The following is a 17,279-nucleotide window of genomic DNA, read 5'->3' as shown; positions in this document are numbered from 1 at the left end:
TGCGTCCCGGCGCGGGGCGGGGCGGCGGACGCGGGGCGGGGCGCGGCGCCGGACGCGGCCTTCGGTCCGGCGGGAGACGCGGTGGCCGCGCCGGTCCGCGGGCGCCGTCCGTGCGGGGTCACGCCGCCGGCTCCGGGGCGGGGGTCCCGGCGGGTGCCGCCGGGCGGGCGAGGAGCGCGGCGACCTCCGCGCGGAAGCGGCCCATCCGGTCCGCCGCCTCGTCCGCCGAGATCGCGGGCTCGTAGGTGGCGGACGGCTTCCACCGCGGTACGGCCTCCGGCACGGTGAGGCCCGGTTCGTGGCCGAGGCGGGCCGTCGCGCCGACGCCGATCGCCGTCGCGTCGGGCAGGGCGGCCACCTCCACCGGCAGCTGGAGCAGGTCCGCCTGGGTCTGCATGAGCAGCGCCGAACGGGTCAGGCCGCCGTCGGCGCGCAGGGCCTCCAGCGGGGCGCCCCGGTCCGCGGCGGCCGCGGCGGCGAGCTCCACCACCTGCGCGGCGATGCCCTCGACGAGGGCCCGCACCAGGTGACCGCGACCGGTGCCGAGGCCCAGGCCGGTGAGGGTGCCGCGGGCCTCGCCGCGCCACCAGGGGGCTGCGAGCCCGGCGAGCGCGGGCACGAAGGCGACGCCGCCGCTGTCCGGGACCGAGCCGCCGACGGCGTCCAGCTCCCCGGCGCCGGCGACGATCCCGAGGTCGGAGAGCCAGCGGACCGCCGACGCGACCGTGTAGACCTGCCCGTCCAGGCAGTGCTCGGTGCGTCCCCGCAGCCGCCAGGCCACGCAGCCGACGAGGCCGGTGGTGGTGCGGCGGGGGAGCGGGCCGGTGCGGGCGAGCAGGAACGCCCCGGTGCCGTAGGTGCACTTGGCGGCGGCGGGCGCGGTGGCGCTCTGCGCGAGGAGGGCGGCCTGCTGGTCCACGACGAGCCCGGTCAGCGGGAGCGGCGGGCCGAACGCGCGGGTGGTGCCGACGGGTTCGTCGCAGTCGACGATCCGGGGCAGGCGCTCGCCGCCGAGGCCGTACAGGTCGAGGGCGGGCGCGGACCAGGCGACGGCCGCCGGGTCGAGGAGACCGGTGCGGCCGGCGGTGGCCGCGTCGGTGACGAAGGCGCCCGTCAGCCGGTGGACCAGCCAGGCGTCGCTGGTCGTCACCACCCCGGCGCCGGTCCGGTGCCGACGGATCCAGGCCATCTTCGGCGCGGCGAAGTAGGGGTCGACGGGGAGCCCGGTCAGCTTCTCCAAGTCGGCTTCGTGGGGCCCCAGTTCCTCGCAGATCGAGGCGGCCCGCCGGTCCTGCCAGACGAGCGCGTCGGTGAGCGGATCGCCGGTCGCCGGGTCCCAGGCGAGGACCGTCTCGCCCTGGTTGGCGAGGCCCACGGCGACCACCGGGACGCCGGCCCGCGCGAGCGCGGCGCGGCCCGCCGCGACCACGGAACCGTACAGCTCGCCGGGGTCGACCTCGACGCCTCCGCCCGGCAGGTGGCGGGGCGTGACCGGCGCCGTGCCGCTGCCCAGGACCCCGCGCAGGGGGCACAGGACGAGCGCCTTGGTGCCGGAGGTGCCCTGGTCGACGGCGAGGACCGGACCGCTCGTCATGCATGCTCCCGTCCTGGGTCGTCCCGTCCGGCGCAGGCGGAGGGGGTCGTGGAAAGGGGTCAGGCTCGCGGCCGGCGGGCGGCCCGTCAAGACGGCCCGGACGAGCCTGTCAGGTCCCGCGGCACCCGCTGACGGTAGTTCAAAACTGAACGCTGGCCGGATAGTTGCGGTCACAATGGAGATCCGGACGATCACCTTCGGTCGCGCCTATAGTGAGCGCCGCTCGCCGACGGACCGCGGGCGCCGTTCGCCGACCGACCGCGCCCGACCGAGGACCGATGACCACGCCCACCGCCCGTCCCGCACCACCCGGCCCCGCCCGCCCCGCACCGCCCGGCCGCTTCCGTCCCGCTCCGGCCGGGCCCGTCCGGTCCGCGTCCGCAGTCCGGTTCCGGCTCTCATCGGCATCCGCGTCCGCAGTCCGGTTCCCGCCCGCGTCCGCATCGGCATCCGCAGTCCCGTTCCGGCCCGCACGCACGGGCCCGTTCCGGTCCGCGTCGGCCGGTTCCGTCCGGTCCGCACGCACGGGCCCCGTCCGCTGATGCCCGGGCAAGGCTTCCGGCCCGTGTTCCACCCCGCGGGTCTCGACCACGCGCTGCGCCACGCGCTCCAGGACCTGCGCGCCGGCCGCTGGGGCGCGATGGCACGCCTCCTCGACGAGACGGCCGAGACCGCCGCCACCGCCGGCGCCGGCCGCTGGGAGGGCTGGACCCGGCGCACCCAGATCCTCGCCACCGTCGCCGCCGGCACCGACGTCGTCCTCGCCTGGCGCGGCGAACAGCCCGGGAGCGGCCCCGCCGCCGTGATGCACGGCCGGGTCGCCGTCGAGCGCGCCGTCCGCGCCCACCGCGCCGGCCACGCCCACGCCCGCGCGCTCCTGCAGGAGGCGTGGACCGCCTGCCGGGAGGCCGCCGCCCGCGCCCCCGCCGACCCGGTGCCCTGGATCGGCCTCCTCGCCCTCGCCGGCTGCGACGCCCGCGCGCCCCGCGCCGAACACCGGGTCCGCCCGCCCGCGCCGATGCTGCCGTCCGGCCCCTGGGGCCTGTTCGCCGAGATCGAGAAGCGCGACCCGCACAACCGCGAGGCGTACCACCGCATGCTCCAGTTCCTCCACGCGCGCGGCGACGGTTCGGTCGCCGAGGCCGTCAACTACGCCCAGTGGGCCGCCTCCACGGCTCCCCGGGGCTCCGCCCTGCACGCCCTGCCGCTCTACGTCCGGGTCGAGCGCTACCGGCGCGCCCGGGGGCACGAGCACGCCCTGGACCTGCACTGGGTCGCGGAGGACGCGGTGCGCGAGGCCCGGCGGGCGATGGACTCCTGGTTCCTCTACTGCGACGTGCCCGAGGCCTCGCAGCTGGACCTCAACCACCTGGCGCACGCCCTCTTCGGCGCGCTGCGGTTCGCCGACGCGGCGCGCGTCTTCGAGGCCCTCGGCCCGTACTACACCACCGCCCCCTGGGCCCACCGCACTCCGCGCCCGGCCGACCGCGCCCTCGCCGAGGAGGTCTTCCTGCGGGCCCGCGCCCGCTGCCTCTCCGGCTGAGCCCCGTACCGCACCCGTAACGCTCCCCGTACCGCCCGCTTCCCCTGCCCTTTCCCTTCTCCTTCGCCCCGCCCCGTCCCTCTCCCGTCCCCGCCGGAGGTCCCCCGATGTCCCGCACCGCCCCCACGGACGCGCCGCGCAAGCGGCCCGCAGCCTTGCCGGACGAGGAGGCCCGGCTGCGCGAGCTGGGCTACCAGCCGGTGCTCGCCCGCCGGATGGGCGGGTTCGGCAACTTCGCCATCAGCTTCTCGGTCATCTCCGTCCTCTCCGGCTGCATGACCCTGTACGGCTTCGGGCTCGGCACCGGCGGTCCCGCCGTGATGCTCTGGGGCTGGGCCGGCGTCGGCCTCTTCGTCCTCTGCGTCGGCCTCGCGCTCGCCGAGGTCACCAGCGCCTATCCGACCTCGGGCGCGCTCTACTACATGGCCGACCGGCTCGGCGGCCGCCGCTGGGGCTGGTACACCGGCTGGCTGAATCTGCTCGGCCTGCTCGGCGCCATCGCCGGCATCGACTACGGCGCGGCCCTCTTCACCGGCGCCTTCCTCAACCTCCAGTGGGGCTTCGAGCCCACCCCCGGCTCCACCTTCCTGATCTTCCTGGCGATCCTGCTGCTCCACGCCGGGCTCAACCTCTTCGGCGTCCGCCTGGTCAGCGTCCTCAACTCGATCAGCGTCTGGTGGCACCTGGCGGGCGTCGCCGTGATCGTCGGCGCGCTCGCGATCGTCCCGGACCGCCACCAGTCGGCGGGCTTCGTCTTCACCGAGTTCGTCAACGACACCGGCTGGGCCAATCCGTTCTACGTCGCCGCGATCGGTCTCCTCCTCGCCCAGTACACCTTCTCCGGCTACGACGCCTCGGCCCATCTCTCCGAGGAGACCGCGAACGCCTCCGTCACGGCGGCCAGGGGCATCGTCCGCGCCATCTGGGTCTCCTGGATCGCCGGCTTCGCGCTCCTCGCCGGGCTCACCTTCGCCATCCAGGACTACGCCGGCACCGTGAACAGCGCGACCGGCGTCCCGCCCGCCCAGATCCTGCTCGACGCCCTCGGCACCGGCGGCGCGACCGCCCTGCTGCTCGTCGTCATCGTCGCCCAGCTCTTCTGCGGCAACGCCGAGGTGGCCGCCGCCAGCCGGATGGTCTTCGCCTTCAGCCGCGACAACGCCCTGCCCGCCTCCGCGACCTGGCGGAAGGTCAGCTCCCGCACCCAGACGCCGGTGCCGGCCGTCTGGCTCTCGGTCGGCGCCGCCGCCGTGCTCGCCCTGCCCTCGCTGTACTCGGCGACCGCCTACGGCGCGGTCACCGCGATCAACGTCATCGGCATCACCCCGGCCTACGCGATCCCGATCCTGCTGCGGCTGAGGGCCGGGCGCGACTTCACGCCCGGCCCCTGGAGCCTCGGCCGGTGGAGCCGGCCGATCGGCTGCGTCGCCGTCGGCTGGGTCGCGGTGGTGACCGTCCTCTTCTGCCTGCCCCAGAAGAGTCCGGTGACCGTCGACACCATGAACTACGCGGTGATCGCCCTCGCCGTCGTCCTCCTCCTGGCCACCGTCTGGTGGTACGTCGCCCGTCGCTCGTACGGCACGCCCACGCCGTACGGCAGCGAGCGCGAGGAGGCGGAGATCGCGGAGGGACTGGTCTGACCCGCGTCCGACCCGGGGGTCAGAGGCTGTACTCGTACGTCCACGCCGCCTCCTGGGCGGAGAAGTCGATGTCGGTGACCTCCAGGACGTGCCCGTGCTGATCGCTCACCACCCGGTGGACGTTCAGCCGGGCCGTGGCGCCGGCCGCCGTCCCGGCCGCCCCGGGCGGGACCCGGACCGACTCCCGGTGGGTGGCGCGGATCCCCGCCTGGTGCATCCAGTGGTAGAGGAGGCGCAGGTCGGGCTGGTGGACGCAGTACCGGGCCCGCCGGTAGCGGGCCAGCTGGGGGATCTCGTCGAGGGCGGGCCGGGAGAACCAGGACACCGCCCGCTGGAGCTGCTGGCCCTGCGGCGCCAGCACCCGGTGGCGGTGGACCAGCGTCGGCTCGCCCGGAGCCAGGTGCAGCCGGGGGGCCAGCGCCGTCGGCGGCGGCTCCCAGCCGAGCGAGGCCCGCACCAGGGCCTCCGCCGCGCGCGGCCCGCCGGGGAAGACGGGCCGGGCGGCGGACGGCGGCGGGGCCTGCGCCGGAGGCGGTCCGCCGCGGTCCGCCGGTCCGCCCGCGGCGAAGGTGCCGCGCCGGTCGGTGACCACCAGCCGCTCCTCGCGCAGCAGTTGGAGCGCGCTGCGGACGGTCTGCCGGTTGACGTGGTACCGCTGTGCCAGGGAACGCTCCGAGGGGAGCCGGCCACCGGGGGCCAGGGCGAGGCGTGCGAGGTCGTCCCGCAGGGCGGCGGCCACGCGCAGATAGCGCGGGACCGCCCCCTCGGGGGGCTCGGAATCGGGCTCGGGATCGGGTACGGCCATGATCAACCCCTTCTTCGCTCAGCGTGATCGCGTGGGCCGGATGGGTGATCAATTTCTATCATTGGTCTAAACCATTTCGCTAGAGCGGCCGTGCAGAGTGGCCGAAACCCGCGTCGCACCCTGTAATGGGGACCAGGCGACAGGACCGGCCCATGCCGGTGGTGGAACAGGGGTGAGGCCGGATGACGACGCCCTCCGAGCGCGCCGCACGGGGCCGTACGGCCCGCAAGCGTGTACCGCGCTCCTCGCACGGACGCTGGATACCGAGTTCCCAGCGCCCCGACCCGCTGACGGTCCTGGAGCGCCAGGCCGCCGACCGGCTGCCCGACCTCGCCCCGGTGCGGTACGGGCGGATGGCGGCCTCCCCCTTCGCCTTCCTGCGCGGCGCCGCCGCCGTCATGGCCGCCGACCTCGGCGCCACCCGCAACACCGGACTCACCGTCCAGCTCTGCGGCGACGCCCACCTGCTCAACTTCGGCGTCTACGCCTCACCCGAACGGACCCTCCTCTTCGACGTCAACGACTTCGACGAGACGCTGCCCGGCCCCTTCGAGTGGGACGTCAAGCGGCTCGCCGCCAGCGTCACCGTCGCCGCCCTCCAGAACGGCAGCCCCCGCGCCAAGGCCCGCCACGCCGCGCTCGTCGCCGTCGAGTCGTACCGCACCACCATGCGCCGCCTCGCCGGCCTGGGGGAGCTCACCGTCTGGTACGAGCGCATCGACGCCGACGAGCTCGGCGCCCTCGTCCGCCCCCGCGAGCGCGACCGGGTGGCCCGGAACCTGGCCAAGGCCCGCCGCCGCACCAGCCTCCAGGCCCTCGACAAGCTCACCGTCCGGGACGGCGACGGCGGCCGCCGCATCGCCGAGGACCCGCCGCTCCTGGAGCGCGTCGCCGACCTGGACCGGGTCACCCTCGGCAAGATCTTCAGCGACTACCGCAGCTCCCTCTCCGAGGAGCGCCGCCTCCTCCTCGACCGCTACCGCTTCCGCGACGCCGCGCGCAAGGTCGTCGGCGTCGGCAGCGTCGGCACCCGCTGCTTCGTCGTCCTCCTCGAAGGGCGCGACGACGCCGACCCGCTGATCCTCCAGATCAAGGAGGCCGGCCGCTCGGTCCTGGAGGCCTACCTGCCGCCGACCGCCTACCCCCACCAGGGCCGGCGCGTCGTCTGCGGCCAGCGCCTCACCCAGGCCGCCAGCGACATCTTCCTCGGCTGGATGACCGGACCGGAGCAGCGCCACTTCTACTGGAGGCAGTTGCGCGACATGAAGGGCTCGGCCGAGGTCGAGACGATGACCCCCCCGATGCTGCGCGAGTACGCCCGGCTGTGCGGCCGCGCCCTCGCCCGCGCCCACGCCCGCTCCGGCGACCGCGTCGCCATCGCCGCCTACCTCGGCTCCTCGGACGTCTTCGACCGCGCCGTGGCCGACTTCGCCCTCGCCTACTCCGGGCAGAACGCCGACGACTACGCGAGCCTCGGCGCCGGCATCGCCGCCGGCATGGTCACGGCCGCCCCGGGCGTCTGAGCCGGGACCGGCCCCGACACCGGCCCCGCGTCAGCGGTCGGCGCGGGGGAGCGGGGCGAGCCCCCGGAGGGCCGCCACCGTGAGCCGGACGGTGCGGTCGGCCACGGCGGCGTAGTCGGCGCCCGACTCCAGGGCGGTGGTGGCCGCGTTGACGAACCCCTGGAGCAGACGGGCCGTCATCAGCGGCGCTTCGTCGCCCAGTTCGGCGAGGGCCCCGACGAGCGGGTCGAGGAGGGCGCGGTGGGCGGCCTCGGCCCCCGCGCGCAGCGCCGCGGCGTCCTGCGCGTCGGCGGTGGCCCGGGCGATCCGGTGCTCGCCGTCGCGGACCATCTCCAGCTGGGCGGTCACGTGGGCGGCGACGCGGTCCTCGGGGGAGTCCCCGGCCGCCGCGAGCGCGGTCCTGATGCGCTCCGTCCAGTGCGGCGCCGCCTCGCGCACCACCTCGGTCAGCAGGTGCGCGCGGTCGGGGAAGTACTTGTAGACGCTGTTGCGGGCGAGGCCGGTCCGCCGGGCCACCTCCGCGAACGTCACCTTCGACGCGTCGCCCTCGGCCAGCAGCGCGCGGGCCGCGTCGAGCAGGGCGGCGCGCTGCCGGGAGCGGTGGTCGGCGACCGTGGCGGCGTGGATCTTGGGCACGGGGCCAGTCTAGGCGGCGCCGCGCGGGGCCCTCCGTGAAGCCCGCGGCCCGGCCCCTTGGGCCTTCCGTCCCCTGAGCCCTCCAGTCCTGGGCCCCGACCCCCGGTCCCCTGGGCCCGACCCCTGGTCCCCTGGGCCCGGTCCCGGCCTCCCGGTCCCGGTCGTCGGAGCCCCGCCCCGGGCCGACATCCACCCCCACTTGGGGACGGCGCGTCGCCATCTTCTATCTTGGGGACGCCTTGTCCCCAACTTTGGAGTGCACGCCATGTTCCTCGCCCTGCTGGAGCTGAGAGCGGCCCGGGGCCGCTTCCTGCTGATGGGCAGCGTCGTCGTGCTCGTCGCCGCGCTCGTCGGGATCGTCTCCGGCTTCACCACCGGCCTCGGGGACGACACCGTCTCCGCCCTGCGCCGGCTCCCCGCCACCCACGTCGCCTTCGCCTCCGGCTCCGCGTCCGACCAGTTCGCCCGCGGCCTGGTCGACGACCGGACCGCCACCGGCTGGGGCCGCGAGGAGCGCGCCGAGGCCACCCCGCTCGGCGTCACCCTCACCCGCGGCACCACCGGCCGGGGCACCGAGGTCGACCTCGCCGCCTTCGGCGTCGTGCCCGGCGCCTTCACCGACCCCGGAGCCGACGCCGGGGCGCCGCTCGACGCGGCCCGGCCCGGGGGGATCGTCGTCTCGCGCCGGCTGGTGGACGAGGGCGTCCGCGTCGGCGACACCCTGACCGTCGACCGCCTCGGCATCACCCTCGACGTGGTCGGCACCACCGGCCGGTCCGCCTACGGGCACGTCCCCGTCGCCTACGTCACCACCGACACCTGGCGCCGGATCCGCTTCACCGTCCCCGGCGCCACGGCCCGCCCCGCCGAACTCCCCGCGCAGTACAGCGCCGTGGCCCTCCGGCTCCCCCCCGACGCCGGCGCTGCCGCGCTCGCCGCCGCCGACCGGCGTCACGGCACCCGCACCGTCACCCTGGAGCAGGCCTTCGCGGCCGCCCCCGGCTACGACGGGGAACGCCTCACCATGACGTCGATCCAGAGCTTCCTCTTCCTCATCGCCCCGCTCGTCGTCGGCGCCTTCTTCGCCGTCTGGACCGTCCAGCGCACCCCCGAACTCGCCCTGCTGCGCGCCCTGGGGGCCTCCCGGCGCCGCCTGCTCGGCCACACCCTCGCCCAGGCGGCCCTCGTCGTCGCCGCGGGCACCGCCACCGGCGGCGCGCTCGCCTCCGCCGTCGGCCTCCTCGTCGGCGCGCAGGTGCCCTTCAGCCTGCCCGCCACCACCCTCGCGGCCACCCTGGGCGCGGTCGCCCTGGTCGGCCTCGCCGGGACCGCCCTCACCCTGCGCCGGGTCGCCACCGTGGACCCCATGACCCTGCTCGGAGCCGCCCGATGAGCCTCCACCTCGACGCCCTCACCGTCACCCTGGGCCGCGGGGACTCCCGCACCACCGCCCTCGACGGCTTCGGGGCGACCTTCCGCCCGGGCGTCCTCACCGCGCTCGTGGGCCCCTCCGGCTCCGGTAAGTCCACCCTCCTCGCGGTCGCCGGCGCCCTGCTCCGCCCCGACCGGGGCCGGGTCCTCCTCAACGGCACCGACCTCGCCGCCCTCGGCGACCGCGAGCGCGCCCGGGCCCGGCGCGAGCGCGTCGGCTACGTGTTCCAGAGCGGCAACCTGCTCACCGGCCTCACCGCCGAGGAGCAGCTCCTCGCCGCCGCCTCGATCGCCGGCCGACGGCCCCGCGCCCTGCGCGCCAGGGCCAGGGAACTGCTCACCGAGGTCGGGCTCGCCCACCGCCTCGCCCACCGCCCCGACCAGCTCTCCGGCGGCGAACGCCGGCGGATCGCCCTGGCCCGGGCCCTCCTCCTGGAGCCGGAACTCCTCCTCGTCGACGAACCGACCGCCGCCGTCGACCGGAGCAGGGCCGAGGACCTCGCCGCCCTCCTCGTCCGCACCACCCACCGGTACGGCTCCGTCACCGTCGTCGCCACCCACGACCCGGTGGTCACCGAGGCCGCCGACGCCACCGTGGACATGCTGAGGCCCCCGGTGTCCGCCTCCGCCTGAGCGGCCGGGCGGAGACGGCGACGGCGGCCCCGGGCGTCCACCGCCCGGGGCCGCCGTCGCCCCGTTCCCCGTGCCGTCAGTCCCCGAGCCGCAACGGCGGCTCCACCGGGGTCGCGGGGACCGGCGAGAAGAGCGCCGCCCTGACCACCGCCGGGGCGAACAGGCTCGTGAGCGGGGCGGTCAGGGTCAGCGCCGCCCGGAACGGCACCCCGACCACGGCGTCGCCGGCCGCGCGCTCCTGCACCCGGGCCAGATACCAGCCGGTCACCCGGTCGGCCGGCTTCGACCGGGCCGCGTCACCGGTCGCGCCCGGCATCTTCTTGTCCGCTCCCGCCGAGATGTCCCAGGCCTGGGCGGACGCGTCGAGCAGCGCCCGCTGCACCCGCCGGGTGGTCGGCACCCGCCGGGTGTCGGACAGCGCCCGGCGCAGCGCGAGCGCGCCGAGGGCCGCCACCGCCATGCCCTGGCCGTAGATCGGGTTGAACGCGCACAACGCGTCGCCGGTGGCGAGGAACCCGGCCGGGCGGCGGCCCGGACGGTCGTACCGGCGGCGGATGTTGGCGGTACGCCGGAAGCCGTGGACGGGTCCGGCCGGCTCGGCGCCGGCCAGCCACTCGCTCACCACCGGGTGCGGCAGCCGCTTCGCGTACTCCTCGAAACCCCCCTCGTCGGTGGGGGGTTCGTCGCCGCGCAGCCCCGAGAGGGTGACGATGTGGTGGCCGTCCCCGAGCGGGACGATCACCCCGCCGTACGGCTGCTGCGGGCCCGGCACGACGTAGTAGCCGAGCGCGTCCGTGGCCGGCACCGCGTCCGTCGCCCGGTACACCCGCGAGCTGTAGGCGAGACCGGTGTCGAGGGTCTCCTCGTGCGGCGCCTCGGCGCCGATCGCGGCCAGCCAGTCCGCCGCCTTCGTCGACCGGCCGGAGGCGTCCACCACCAGGTCGGCGGCGAGGACGCGCTCCTCCCGTCCGCCCGCGCCGCGCTCGCGCACCCGGACGCCGGTGACCCGTGCGGCGGTGCCGGTCAGGCCCACCGTCTCGGTGCCGTCGACGAGTTCGACCCGCGGGTCGGCGAGGACCCGCTGCCGCACCAGCCACTCCAGCTGGGGCCGCGGGCCGCTGTAGAAGTGAGCGGAGGCGGGCAGGCGGGTGAACCACTGGCCGGACTGCCACTGGACCATGTCCGTCGGCATCCCCACCCGGGGCGCGCCCAGCCCGCGCAGTTCGTCCGTGAAGCCGGGCAGCAGTTCGTCGAGCGCCTGCTGGCCGCCCGCGATCAGCACGTGGAGGTGGCGGCCCTGGGGGACCCCGGGCCGGGCGTCCGGCCCCTCCGGCAGCCGGTCGCGCTCGACGACCGTGACCCGTTCCGCGTGTTCGGCGAGGACCCGCGCCGCCAGGAGTCCGGCGAGACTTCCCCCGATGACCACCGCGTGACGTGTCCCGCGGTGCCCCAAGTCGTCGGCCATACCCGCCCTTTCCCGTCGTGGACCATGACCCGATGCCGACCAGTATCCACGGCGGGCGGGGGGCGGGCCCGCGCGCGGCGGGGGCGGAAGGGCGCGGGGCGGGGGCGCGGGCCCGTCGTCCCCGGCGGGCGGAGGGGAGCGGCCGTCAGTCCTGCGGCCCCAGTTCGGCCAGGGCGGCGGTCAGCCATTCCACCCAGAAGCGCTCCAGGTCGATGCCGCCGCGCAGGACGAGGTGGCGCAGCCGGTCGGGTTCGGAGCCGCGCCGTTCGGCGGGGAAGTCCCGCTCCTCGATGAGGTGGTACTCGTCGAGCTGGGCCCGGTGCAGCGCGAGGTGCCGCTCCAGTTCGGCGCGCAGGCCCGCCGAGCCGACCACGGCCGCGGCCCGCAGCCGCAGCAGCAGCGCGGACCGCAGCGGCTTCGGGTCCTCGGCCGCCCCGACCCACTCGCGCAGGAACTCCCGCCCGTCGGGCAGCACTTCGTACTCCTTGCGCTGCCCGCGCACCGGCACCGGGGAGGGCAGGGCGCGGATCTGCCCCGCCTCCTCCAGGCGCCCCAGCTCCCGGTAGATCTGCTGGTGCGTGGCCGACCAGAAGTAGCCGATCGACTTGTCGAAGCGGCGCGTCAGTTCGAGGCCGGAGGACGGCTTCTCGAGCAGCGCGGTGAGGATCGCGTGCGGGAGGGACATGCTCGCATCCTAGGTTCGGGGGCCATGCGTCCCGGGGGACGGTCAGCGGGTCACAGGGTGGCGGCGAGCCGCGTGCCCTGGTCGATCGCCCGCTTGGCGTCCAGCTCGGCGGCGACGTCGGCCCCGCCGATGAGGTGGGCCGTGCGGCCGGCGGCGACCAGCTCGTCGTACAGGCCCCGGCGGGGCTCCTGGCCGGAGCAGAGGACGATCGTGTCGACCGGCAGCAGCTGCCGCTCCCCGTCGACGGTGAGGTGCAGGCCCTCGTCGTCGATCCGGTCGTAGCCGACGCCCGCGACCATGGCGACGCCCCGGTGCTTGAGCTCGGTGCGGTGGATCCAGCCGGTGGTCTTGCCGAGCCCCGCGCCGACCTTGGTGGTCTTGCGCTGGAGCAGGTGGACCTGGCGCGGCGGCGCGTTCCGCTCGGGCCTGCGCAGCCCGCCCCGGTTCTCGTAGGAGGTGTCGACGCCCCACTGGCGGAAGTACGTCTCGGGGTCCTGGCTCGCGCCCTCGCCGCCGTCGGTCAGGAACTCGGCGACGTCGAAGCCGATGCCGCCGGCGCCGATGATCGCGACCCGCTCGCCGACCGGCGCGCCGTCGCGGAGCACGTCGAGGTAGCCGAGGACGCTCGGGTGGTCCTGGCCCTCGATGCCCGGGTCGCGGGGGGTGACGCCGGTGGCGACGACGACCTCGTCGAAGCCGTCCAGGTCGGCGGCGGTGACGTGGGTGCCGAGGCGGACGTCGACGCCGTGCTCGGCGAGCTGGACGCGGAAGTAGCGGAGGGTCTCGTCGAACTCCTCCTTGCCGGGGACCCGCTTGGCGACGTTGAGCTGGCCGCCGATCTCGGCGGCGGCGTCGAAGAGGGTGACGCCGTGGCCGCGCTCGGCCGCCGAGACGGCGCAGGAGAGGCCGGCGGGTCCGGCGCCGACGACGGCGATCCGCTTGGCGAGCCGGGTGGGGGAGAGGACCAGCTCGGTCTCGTGGCAGGCGCGCGGGTTGACCAGACAGGAGGTGATCTTGAGGTTGAAGGTGTGGTCGAGGCAGGCCTGGTTGCAGCCGATGCAGGTGTTGATGGTCTCGGAGCGCCCGGCGGACGCCTTCCGCACGAAGTGGGGGTCGGCGAGGAAGGGGCGGGCGAGCGAGACGAGGTCGGCGCGTCCGTCGGCGAGGATCTCCTCGGCGACCTCGGGGGTGTTGATGCGGTTGCTGGTGACGAGCGGCACCGACACCGCGCCCATCAGCTTCTTCGTCACCCAGGTGTAGGCGCCGCGGGGGACGGAGGTGGCGATGGTGGGGATGCGGGCCTCGTGCCAGCCGATGCCGGTGTTGATGATGGTCGCGCCCGCGGCCTCGATCTCCCGGGCGAGCCGGACGACCTCCTCCAGGGTGGAGCCGCCGGGGACGAGGTCCAGCATCGAGAGGCGGTAGACGACGATGAAGTCGGTGCCGACCCGCTCGCGGATCCGGCGGACGATCTCCAGCGGGAAGCGGACGCGGTTCTCGTAGGAGCCGCCCCAGCGGTCGGTGCGGTGGTTGGTGGCGGCGGCGATGAACTCGTTGATGAGGTAGCCCTCGGAGCCCATGACCTCGACGCCGTCGTAGCCGGCCTCCCGGGCCAGCTCGGCGCACCGCGCGTAGTCCTCGACGGTCTGCTCGACCTCGGCCTCGGTCAGCTCGTTCGGCACGAAGGGGCTGATGGGCGCCTGGAGGGCGCTCGGCGCGACGAGCCCGGGGTGGTAGGCGTACCGGCCGAAGTGGAGGATCTGCATCGCGATCCGTCCGCCCTCGGCGTGCACGGCGCCGGTGATCAGCCGGTGCTCGGCGACCTCCTCGGCGGTGGTCAGCTTGGCGCCGCCGTCCCACGGCCGTCCGGCCTCGTTGGGCGCGATGCCGCCGGTGACGATGAGCCCGACGCCGCCGCGCGCCCGCTCCGCGTAGAAGGCGGCCATCCGCTCGAAGCCGTGCTCGGTCTCCTCCAGGCCGACGTGCATCGAGCCCATGATCACCCGGTTGGGCAGGGTGGTGAAGCCGAGGTCGAGCGGGCTGAGCAGGTGCGGGTACGGGGTCGTCGCGGTCACGGGGGCGCCTCCTCGCGCAGGGATCGTCGGATCCTGTTGTAGGCGACCCGCCCTCGTTTATGCAACTAGTTGCAGAAGCTTCGGGGTGTGATGGTTACTACTCGGTAGAAGTCCGGCGCGCCCTTGACGGCGCGACCCCGCGAGGCGGCGTGCGGAGCCTCGCGGGGCGGAGGGGTGACCACGGGGCGGACGACGGGCCGGGGAAGCGCCCGACGGCACGGCCGGCACCCGGCGGGGTCGTTCGACCGCGCCGGGGACCGGCCGCTCACCCCACCCGGTCCAGCAGCGCGTCCAGGTCCTCGGCGGTCCGCGGACCCGGTGCGCCCTCCGGCAGCAGCCCCCGCGCGCGGAGCAGCCGCCCGACCGGGACCGCCCAGGGGCGGCGCAGCCGGGCCGCGTCCAGCAGCGCCTCGTCCGCGAGGAGTCCGGCGGCCGGGCCGGTGCGCAGTCCGGCGGGGGAGAGGACGGCGGCCTCGTCCGCCCAGCGCAGCGCCAGGTCCACGTCGTGCGTGGCCATGACCACCGTCGTGCCCGCCGCCCGCAGCCGCTCCAGGGTCTCCAGGAGCCGCTCCTGGCCGTGCGGGTCGAGGCCCGCCGTCGGCTCGTCCATGACCAGGACCCGGGGGCGCATCGCCACCGCGCCCGCGATCGCCGCCCGCTTCCGCTGCCCGTAGGAGAGCAGGTGCGTCGGCCGGTCCGCCAGCGCGGTGATGTCCAGCGCCTCCAGCGCCTCCGCGACCCGCAGCCGCACCTTCTCCTCCGGCAGCCCCAGGTTCATCGGCCCGAAGGACACGTCCTGCGCCACCGAGGCGGCGAAGAGCTGGTCGTCCGGGTCCTGCACCACCAGCTGCACCGAGGTCCGCAGCCGGGTCAGCCCCTTCCGGTCGTACGTCACCTCCCTGCCGTCCAGGAGGAGCGACCCGGAGCCGCAGCGCAGCCCGCCGCTCAGCAGCCGCAGCAGCGTGGTCTTCCCGCCGCCGTTGCGCCCGAGCAGCGCGATCGCCCGGCCCTCCGTCACCGCGAACCCGACGCCGGACAGGACGGCCGGCCCGTCCTCGTACGCGAAGCCCGCGCGCACCAGCTCCACGACCGGGATGGGGGCCGTCATGGCAGAAGCCTTTCCAGTACAAGGGTGAGGGCGACGAGCCCCGCGAGGAGGCCGCCCGTCGCCGCGAGGAACGGGCGGGAGACCGCCGCCCCGGGCAGCAGGACCCGCAGCGTGCCGTCGTAACCGCGCCCGGCGAGCCCGGTCTGGAGCCGCTGCGCCCGGTCGAAGGCGCGCACGAACGAGGTCGCGCCGAGACCGGCGAGCGACCGCCAGACGGCCGCCCGGGTCGTCGCCCCGAGCCGTGCCGCCTGCGCCTGCCGCACCTTCGCCTGCGCGTCGAGCAGCAGGAAGACGATCCGGTACATCACCAGGGCCACGTCCACCACCGGCGCCGGCACCCCGGCCCGCACCAGGCGCGGCAGCACGTCCGACACCGGGGTGGTGAAGGCGAACAGCAGCACCCCCAGGGAGGCCGACGCCGTCCGCAGCAGCAGCTCCCCGGCGTGCGCCGGTCCGTCCGGAGCCCAGGCCACGGCGCCCCCGGGCCCGCCCACCGCGAACAGCAGCGGCACGGCGCCCGTGACGCAGAAGCCCAGCGGGATCCGGAAGGCCCGCCACAGCTGCCGGCCCGGCACGCCGGCCGGACCGAGCAGCACGGCGAGGGTGGCCGCCGCGACCAGGACCGCGCCCGGCCACGGCGGCAGGCACACCGCGCAGAGCGTCAGGCCGAAGCCGAGCGCGGCCTTCTCGGCCGGATGGCGGCGGCGCCAGCGACTGCTGTGCGCCGCCGCGTCGATCGGCAGCATCGGCGGCTACGCGTCCGCGTCCGCGGCCGGCGATCCGCTCCCCGCGCGGGCCGCGGCCCGCTCCTCGCCCTGCCGCCGGCCGCGCCGCACCCCGAAGTAGTACGCGAGGACACCGGCGCCCAGCGCCGCCTGGAGGGCGAACAGGGCCGACTCGATCTCGCCCGACGGCGGCTCGTACAGCGGGCTGAACCACGGCTCGTAGTCCGGCTCGATCTCGGTGATCGCCGTCTCGGCCTCCGCGTCGGCGCCGGCGAACGGCTCCTCCTTGTGGTCGCCGAGACCGAGCGCCAGCGGCAGGACCGCGAGCGCCGCCACGAGCGCGAGCAGCAGGGTGTTGATCTTCGCGTTCCGGCTCATCACGCCGCCGCCTCCTCGCGTCGCTTCGACTCCGTCCGGGTGAGCACGCCGAGGCGCAGCAGGTCGCCCTTGCTGGACTGCGTGAGCAGCCGGACCACCAGCACCGTCAGCAGTCCCTCGCTCACCGCGAGCGGGATCTGCGTCACCGCGAAGATGGAGCCGAACTTCGCCAGCGACCCGGCGATGCCGCTGCCCGGGTCGGGGAAGGCGACGGCCAGCTGGACGCTGGTCACGCAGTACGTGGACAGGTCCGCGACGAACGCGCCGAAGAACACGCCCACCATCAGCGGCGCCCCGGACCGCTTCAGCAGCACGTAGGTGCCGTACCCCGCCCAGGGGCCGACGATCGCCATCGAGAAGACGTTCGCCCCCAGCGTGGTCAGCCCGCCGTGGGCGAGCAGCAGCGCCTGGAAGAGGAGCGTGATGGTGCCGAGGACCGCCATGATCGGCGGCCGGAACAGTATCGCGCCCAGTCCCGTGCCCGTCGGATGGGAGCAACTGCCGGTCACCGAAGGCAGTTTGAGCGCGGACAGGACGAACGTGAAGGCGCCGGAGGCGCCGAGCAGCAGGGTGGACTCGGGGTTGGCGCGCACCTCGCGGGTGAGCGCGCGGACGCCGTGGACGACGAACGGGGCCGATGCGACGCCCCAGGCGGCCGCATGGACGGGGGGCAGATACCCCTCGGCGATATGCATGATCGGGAGACCCTCTCCAGCACCTCGTGGATGGACAACGCGCCCTGGCCGGTCTCCTGGCTGACGGTCATGACGTCCGACTCCGCCTTCCCACCCCGCGACGGTCTCCCGCGGCGGAGCAGTGGCTTCCCCGAGGGGACGGAGCCTGACCTCCCGATCACAGTGGCGAGGGCCGCACCGGTACTGCACCGGTTTCCCGAACACCAAGGCCCTGTGACATTAGTGTGTTGACCTGCTTCATCACAATGCGGGGTCGGTCACTCGCGCTCGGAGACCGGACGGCGGACCGCCCCGGCACGGACCCCGGAACGAAGCCCGGTACGGACCCCGGCACGGTGGCGGT

The 17,279-nt window shown here is 75.7% G+C and carries 15 protein-coding genes and 1 riboswitch; of the genes, 5 read left to right on the top strand and 10 right to left on the bottom strand.

Annotated features, from left to right (window positions below; translation table 11 throughout):
- Window positions 1-118: 118 nt before the first annotated feature.
- Window positions 119-1,594 (bottom strand): FGGY family carbohydrate kinase, encoded by a 1,476-nt coding sequence (locus tag IE287_RS19995; RefSeq protein WP_189850467.1) that lies wholly within the window; start codon window positions 1,592-1,594, stop codon window positions 119-121.
- A gap of 541 nt (window positions 1,595-2,135) precedes the next feature.
- On the opposite strand from IE287_RS19995, the gene IE287_RS19990 reads away from it, so the two are divergent.
- On the top strand, window positions 2,136-3,137 hold the full coding sequence (locus tag IE287_RS19990) for a hypothetical protein (RefSeq protein ID WP_189850466.1): 1,002 nt from the start codon (window positions 2,136-2,138) through the stop codon (window positions 3,135-3,137).
- Window positions 3,138-3,244: 107 nt separating this feature from the next.
- Window positions 3,245-4,777 (top strand): amino acid permease, encoded by a 1,533-nt coding sequence (locus IE287_RS19985; RefSeq protein ID WP_189850465.1) that lies wholly within the window; start codon window positions 3,245-3,247, stop codon window positions 4,775-4,777.
- 19 nt (window positions 4,778-4,796) lie between these two features.
- On the opposite strand, the gene IE287_RS19980 is transcribed toward IE287_RS19985, so the two are convergent.
- A complete protein-coding gene (locus IE287_RS19980; protein ID WP_189850464.1) occupies window positions 4,797-5,582 on the bottom strand; it encodes a GntR family transcriptional regulator in 786 nt (261 codons plus the stop codon).
- 182 nt (window positions 5,583-5,764) lie between these two features.
- Between IE287_RS19980 and IE287_RS19975 the strand changes: the two genes are divergently transcribed.
- Window positions 5,765-7,105: a DUF2252 domain-containing protein gene (locus IE287_RS19975; RefSeq protein ID WP_189850463.1), complete on the top strand. Its 1,341-nt coding sequence runs from the start codon at window positions 5,765-5,767 to the stop codon at window positions 7,103-7,105.
- Window positions 7,106-7,135: 30 nt separating this feature from the next.
- Here the strand turns inward: IE287_RS19975 and IE287_RS19970 are convergent, their stop codons facing one another.
- Window positions 7,136-7,741, bottom strand: a complete 606-nt coding sequence (locus tag IE287_RS19970; RefSeq protein WP_189850462.1) for a TetR/AcrR family transcriptional regulator — start codon at window positions 7,739-7,741, stop codon at window positions 7,136-7,138.
- Between the two features lie 265 nt (window positions 7,742-8,006).
- On the opposite strand from IE287_RS19970, the gene IE287_RS19965 reads away from it, so the two are divergent.
- On the top strand, window positions 8,007-9,134 hold the full coding sequence (locus IE287_RS19965; RefSeq protein ID WP_189850461.1) for an ABC transporter permease: 1,128 nt from the start codon (window positions 8,007-8,009) through the stop codon (window positions 9,132-9,134).
- Complete coding sequence (locus IE287_RS19960; RefSeq protein WP_189850460.1) at window positions 9,131-9,805, top strand: ABC transporter ATP-binding protein; 675 nt, start codon at window positions 9,131-9,133, stop codon at window positions 9,803-9,805. Before IE287_RS19965 ends, IE287_RS19960 begins: the two co-directional genes overlap by 4 nt.
- Window positions 9,806-9,881: 76 nt before the next feature.
- Here the strand turns inward: IE287_RS19960 and IE287_RS19955 are convergent, their stop codons facing one another.
- From IE287_RS19955 to IE287_RS19925, 7 genes are all read right to left on the bottom strand, one after another.
- Window positions 9,882-11,270 carry an FAD-dependent oxidoreductase gene (locus IE287_RS19955; protein ID WP_189850459.1) on the bottom strand — a complete coding sequence of 463 codons (1,389 nt, stop codon included), beginning with the start codon at window positions 11,268-11,270 and terminating at the stop codon, window positions 9,882-9,884.
- Between the two features lie 145 nt (window positions 11,271-11,415).
- Window positions 11,416-11,955 carry a PadR family transcriptional regulator gene (locus tag IE287_RS19950; protein WP_189850458.1) on the bottom strand — a complete coding sequence of 180 codons (540 nt, stop codon included), beginning with the start codon at window positions 11,953-11,955 and terminating at the stop codon, window positions 11,416-11,418.
- A 50-nt stretch (window positions 11,956-12,005) separates the two neighbouring features.
- A complete protein-coding gene (locus IE287_RS19945) occupies window positions 12,006-14,030 on the bottom strand; it encodes an NADPH-dependent 2,4-dienoyl-CoA reductase (protein ID WP_189850457.1) in 2,025 nt (674 codons plus the stop codon).
- Window positions 14,031-14,295: 265 nt separating this feature from the next.
- Window positions 14,296-15,138, bottom strand: coding sequence for an energy-coupling factor ABC transporter ATP-binding protein (locus IE287_RS19940; protein WP_189850456.1), 843 nt, complete (start codon window positions 15,136-15,138; stop codon window positions 14,296-14,298).
- Window positions 15,135-15,884, bottom strand: coding sequence for a cobalt ECF transporter T component CbiQ (cbiQ, locus tag IE287_RS19935; protein ID WP_189850455.1), 750 nt, complete (start codon window positions 15,882-15,884; stop codon window positions 15,135-15,137). Before cbiQ ends, IE287_RS19940 begins: the two co-directional genes overlap by 4 nt.
- 6 nt (window positions 15,885-15,890) lie before the next feature.
- Window positions 15,891-16,241, bottom strand: coding sequence for an energy-coupling factor ABC transporter substrate-binding protein (locus IE287_RS19930; RefSeq protein ID WP_189850454.1), 351 nt, complete (start codon window positions 16,239-16,241; stop codon window positions 15,891-15,893).
- Entirely contained in the window at window positions 16,241-16,936 is a 696-nt protein-coding gene (locus IE287_RS19925; protein WP_189850453.1) for an energy-coupling factor ABC transporter permease, read from the bottom strand. The genes IE287_RS19930 and IE287_RS19925 overlap by 1 nt, the downstream gene beginning before the upstream one ends.
- Before the next feature lie 29 nt (window positions 16,937-16,965).
- Window positions 16,966-17,159: riboswitch (cobalamin riboswitch) on the bottom strand.
- Window positions 17,160-17,279: the final 120 nt, after the last annotated feature.

Source organism: Streptomyces omiyaensis (assembly GCF_014650895.1).
GTDB lineage: Bacteria > Actinomycetota > Actinomycetes > Streptomycetales > Streptomycetaceae > Streptomyces > Streptomyces omiyaensis.
The sequence above is the reverse complement of the archived record's forward strand: the minus strand, read 5'-3'. Positions and strand labels throughout refer to the sequence as shown.

What these genes read in the sequence shown, in the direction of transcription:
- IE287_RS19995 (WP_189850467.1), bottom strand. Translation starts at nt 1,594, where the DNA reads ATGACGAGCGGTCCGGTCCTCGCCGTCGACCAGGGCACCTCCGGCACC.
- IE287_RS19990 (WP_189850466.1), top strand. Translation starts at nt 2,136, where the DNA reads ATGCCCGGGCAAGGCTTCCGGCCCGTGTTCCACCCCGCGGGTCTCGAC.
- IE287_RS19985 (WP_189850465.1), top strand. Translation starts at nt 3,245, where the DNA reads ATGTCCCGCACCGCCCCCACGGACGCGCCGCGCAAGCGGCCCGCAGCC.
- IE287_RS19980 (WP_189850464.1), bottom strand. Translation starts at nt 5,582, where the DNA reads ATGGCCGTACCCGATCCCGAGCCCGATTCCGAGCCCCCCGAGGGGGCG.
- IE287_RS19975 (WP_189850463.1), top strand. Translation starts at nt 5,765, where the DNA reads ATGACGACGCCCTCCGAGCGCGCCGCACGGGGCCGTACGGCCCGCAAG.
- IE287_RS19965 (WP_189850461.1), top strand. Translation starts at nt 8,007, where the DNA reads ATGTTCCTCGCCCTGCTGGAGCTGAGAGCGGCCCGGGGCCGCTTCCTG.
- IE287_RS19960 (WP_189850460.1), top strand. Translation starts at nt 9,131, where the DNA reads ATGAGCCTCCACCTCGACGCCCTCACCGTCACCCTGGGCCGCGGGGAC.
- IE287_RS19955 (WP_189850459.1), bottom strand. Translation starts at nt 11,270, where the DNA reads ATGGCCGACGACTTGGGGCACCGCGGGACACGTCACGCGGTGGTCATC.
- IE287_RS19950 (WP_189850458.1), bottom strand. Translation starts at nt 11,955, where the DNA reads ATGTCCCTCCCGCACGCGATCCTCACCGCGCTGCTCGAGAAGCCGTCC.
- IE287_RS19940 (WP_189850456.1), bottom strand. Translation starts at nt 15,138, where the DNA reads ATGACGGCCCCCATCCCGGTCGTGGAGCTGGTGCGCGCGGGCTTCGCG.
- cbiQ (WP_189850455.1), bottom strand. Translation starts at nt 15,884, where the DNA reads ATGCTGCCGATCGACGCGGCGGCGCACAGCAGTCGCTGGCGCCGCCGC.
- IE287_RS19930 (WP_189850454.1), bottom strand. Translation starts at nt 16,241, where the DNA reads ATGAGCCGGAACGCGAAGATCAACACCCTGCTGCTCGCGCTCGTGGCG.
- IE287_RS19925 (WP_189850453.1), bottom strand. Translation starts at nt 16,936, where the DNA reads ATGCATATCGCCGAGGGGTATCTGCCCCCCGTCCATGCGGCCGCCTGG.